Raw genomic sequence first — 2,637 nt, 5'->3', positions numbered from 1 at the left:
AATAAAAAAATAAAAAAACCCTCCCCAACAGATATGGGGAGGGGGCTGATGGTTAATTAGATGAGCTAGGAGTTAAGGAGCCGCGGCTGGCATTTGCTGCGGCTCTGTGCGGCCCGCAGCGGGTTTTGGGCTTTGGACCAGAAACACGGCGGTGAGAACCAATGCGGCGGCAATCAGCTCACGCGGACCTAAAGCCTCGCCAAAAGCAAGAAAGCCGATGACGAACATGGTGGGAAGCTCAAGACTACCGGCCACGGCTGCCCGCGATGGCCCAACACGAATGCAAGCCACAGTGTATATCACCTGGGGCAGCACCGAAGTGATCAGCCCCAGCGCCGCAATCAACGCCAACATGGACCAGTCCGTTGGGATTATGCCCATGCCCTCGCTCATGATTGCGCTGGGGGCAAGACCAATGGTGGCACCGAGCATACCGGTCGCCATGCGTTCCATGGCGCTTAGTTTGTCGACCATTGTGGTCAGCACCACGACCAGAAGACCAAAACCCAGCGGAGCCGTCCACGCCATCATGAGTGCAGCAGACATATCCGCGGTCAGCACCGTAGGGTCAGCCACACATGCCGCTGCAGCCACGATCAATCCCCCAGCCATAAGGGAATTCTTGCTCGGCTTCATGCCGACCATGATCCAGGCGAACAACAAAACAAAAAGCGGATAGGTCATGTAGATCACGCCTGCCGCAGCTACAGGGACGGTCTTGACCGCCTCCAAATACCCAATCCACCCGAGGCCCAAAAACACTCCAGTGACGGTCATCAAACCTGCTTGACGCAGCTTTCCCTTACTCAAAGGCAAGAAAGGGCTCAGCAATACCGCAGAAAAGATATACCGGTAGAGGGCAATCGCTGCAGAACCAACACCTTGGCCCTGCAGTTCCTTCGCGAACAACGGCACAAGGCCGAAGCACACAGCCGTCAGCGCGATCAACGCTGTTGCCGTGTTTGGTCCGAAATCGGACAGGGATATGCGAGCACCTTTCAACATGGCGACTACCGCTAATTTTTTTTTGGGCACTAGGGAAATTCGAAATATTCAAAGGTGCTCTGAAATGTTTTCATGGGCGCTATGATTCCAAGGCTGACCATAAGTCATCTGGCGCTTTTGAGCGCTATTGCGGAGACCCGAAGCCTTACTGCGGCAGCAGCACGGTTGGGCATAACGCAATCTGCGGCCTCCCATCGCTTGAAGGAGGCGGAACGCCGGATCGGGTTTCGGCTTTTGCGCCGGGCAGAGAAGGTGGTCACGCTGACGCCCGAAGGCGAGAAGATTCGCGCCATGTCGGAACAGTTTCTGGATGAACTGGCACGTCTGGAACAGGAGCTTGAAGCCTCGTACAACGGGAAGCAAATTCTCGTTCGCCTCGGCCAGGCAACCTACAGCCGCTATCATTGGCTGCCAGCATTCCTTGCTCACCTGGAAGTTGCAGAGCCGCAGCTGACCGTTGATCTTTCCGGCAGTTCGACCTCCAAGCCTCTGTCTTCCCTCAGCCAAGGCACGGTCGATGTGGTCACAATGTATGGCCGCCCGTCACCGCTGCCCCAATTCCGCTGGTTCAACCTGGGTGCCGATCCGCTGGTCGCAGTGATGGCGCCCGATCACCGGCTCGCAGAGCTGCCATTTGTTGACAGCAGCCATTTGGTGGAGGAGCGCTACTACGCCTATCCGATCTCGTCCGAGCCTGGTTTCGAGTGGCAGACGGTGATTGGCGTACCCGACACCATGTACCGCAACATAACCCACATGCCGACGCCAGAGGCTGTGATCGATTTGGTGCGGGCAGGATTTGGTGTTGGCGTTTTCAGTCGTTGGGCAGTGGAACCTGAGATTGCAGATGGGACTTTGATCGCCAAGCCACTGGGAGAAAACGGCTTTTCATTGGACTGGTGGGCAGTGATGCGCGCGAGTGACCCAGAAAATGGCGCCGGTGGGCGTCTGGCCAGAGCGTTGGCGAGCTGGAATGATCGCCTCGACAACGGTATGGGCACGCTCGCGTTCTGATTGTCAGCCCGACCCTGCCCATAAAGGGAAGGATTTCAGATGCACTTGAACCGCACCATTCGGTGGTCAGACTGGAACAATACCGGGCTGGAGCATTTCACCCTCAAACAAGGTGGTACCCTTTATGCCGTCTCTAGCGTGGTCATTGGCAACAGAGAGGATGCTTCTTATGGTCTTCACTACACCATGGAGCTCGACCTGAACTGGAGAACGAGGCGATTTTCCGCCACGCTTACCGATGGCACCAGCAGAACTCTGGTCTCGGATGGGAACGGAAACTGGCAAGACGGAACCGGAAAAGAACTGGAGCACTTGAGGGGCTGCCTCGATGTTGATTTTGCAGCAACGCCTTTCACCAATACCTTGCCAATCCGTCGCCTGAAGCTTGCGATCAATACTGCCGCTGACTTGAATGTTGCGTACATTCCAGTGCCATCTCTTCTGCCAGAAAAAGTAGACCAGCGGTATACCCGCAGGACGGAGAGCAGCTATCTCTATGAGGGGCTGTTTCGCAAATTCACGGCAACCTTGGAGGTCGATGAAGACGGCTTTGTCTTCGACTATCCTGAAACATTCAGACGTGTCATGGGCTAGAAAGCAAAAAGCCCCGCGGTATTA

The 2,637-nt window shown here is 55.8% G+C and carries 3 protein-coding genes; 2 read left to right on the top strand and 1 reads right to left on the bottom strand.

Translation table 11 applies throughout. From position 1 onward, the window contains the following. Positions 1-72 precede the first annotated feature (72 nt). A complete protein-coding gene (locus PUV47_RS19810; RefSeq protein WP_274220335.1) occupies positions 73-1,005 on the bottom strand; it encodes a DMT family transporter in 933 nt (310 codons plus the stop codon). Between the two features lie 72 nt (positions 1,006-1,077). Between PUV47_RS19810 and PUV47_RS19805 the strand changes: the two genes are divergently transcribed. After that, a complete protein-coding gene (locus PUV47_RS19805; protein WP_274220334.1) occupies positions 1,078-2,019 on the top strand; it encodes a LysR family transcriptional regulator in 942 nt (313 codons plus the stop codon). Positions 2,020-2,058: 39 nt separating this feature from the next. Then, on the top strand, positions 2,059-2,613 hold the full coding sequence (locus PUV47_RS19800) for a putative glycolipid-binding domain-containing protein (protein WP_274220333.1): 555 nt from the start codon (positions 2,059-2,061) through the stop codon (positions 2,611-2,613). Positions 2,614-2,637: the final 24 nt, after the last annotated feature.

Source organism: Pseudovibrio exalbescens, from assembly GCF_028737195.1.
Taxonomy (GTDB): Bacteria; Pseudomonadota; Alphaproteobacteria; order Rhizobiales; family Stappiaceae; genus Pseudovibrio; species Pseudovibrio zosterae.
The sequence above is the reverse complement of the archived record's forward strand: the minus strand, read 5'-3'. Positions and strand labels throughout refer to the sequence as shown.

Coding starts and splice junctions, on each gene's coding strand:
- PUV47_RS19810 (WP_274220335.1), bottom strand. CDS start 1,005: ATGTTGAAAGGTGCTCGCATATCCCTGTCCGATTTCGGACCAAACACG.
- PUV47_RS19805 (WP_274220334.1), top strand. CDS start 1,078: ATGGGCGCTATGATTCCAAGGCTGACCATAAGTCATCTGGCGCTTTTG.
- PUV47_RS19800 (WP_274220333.1), top strand. CDS start 2,059: ATGCACTTGAACCGCACCATTCGGTGGTCAGACTGGAACAATACCGGG.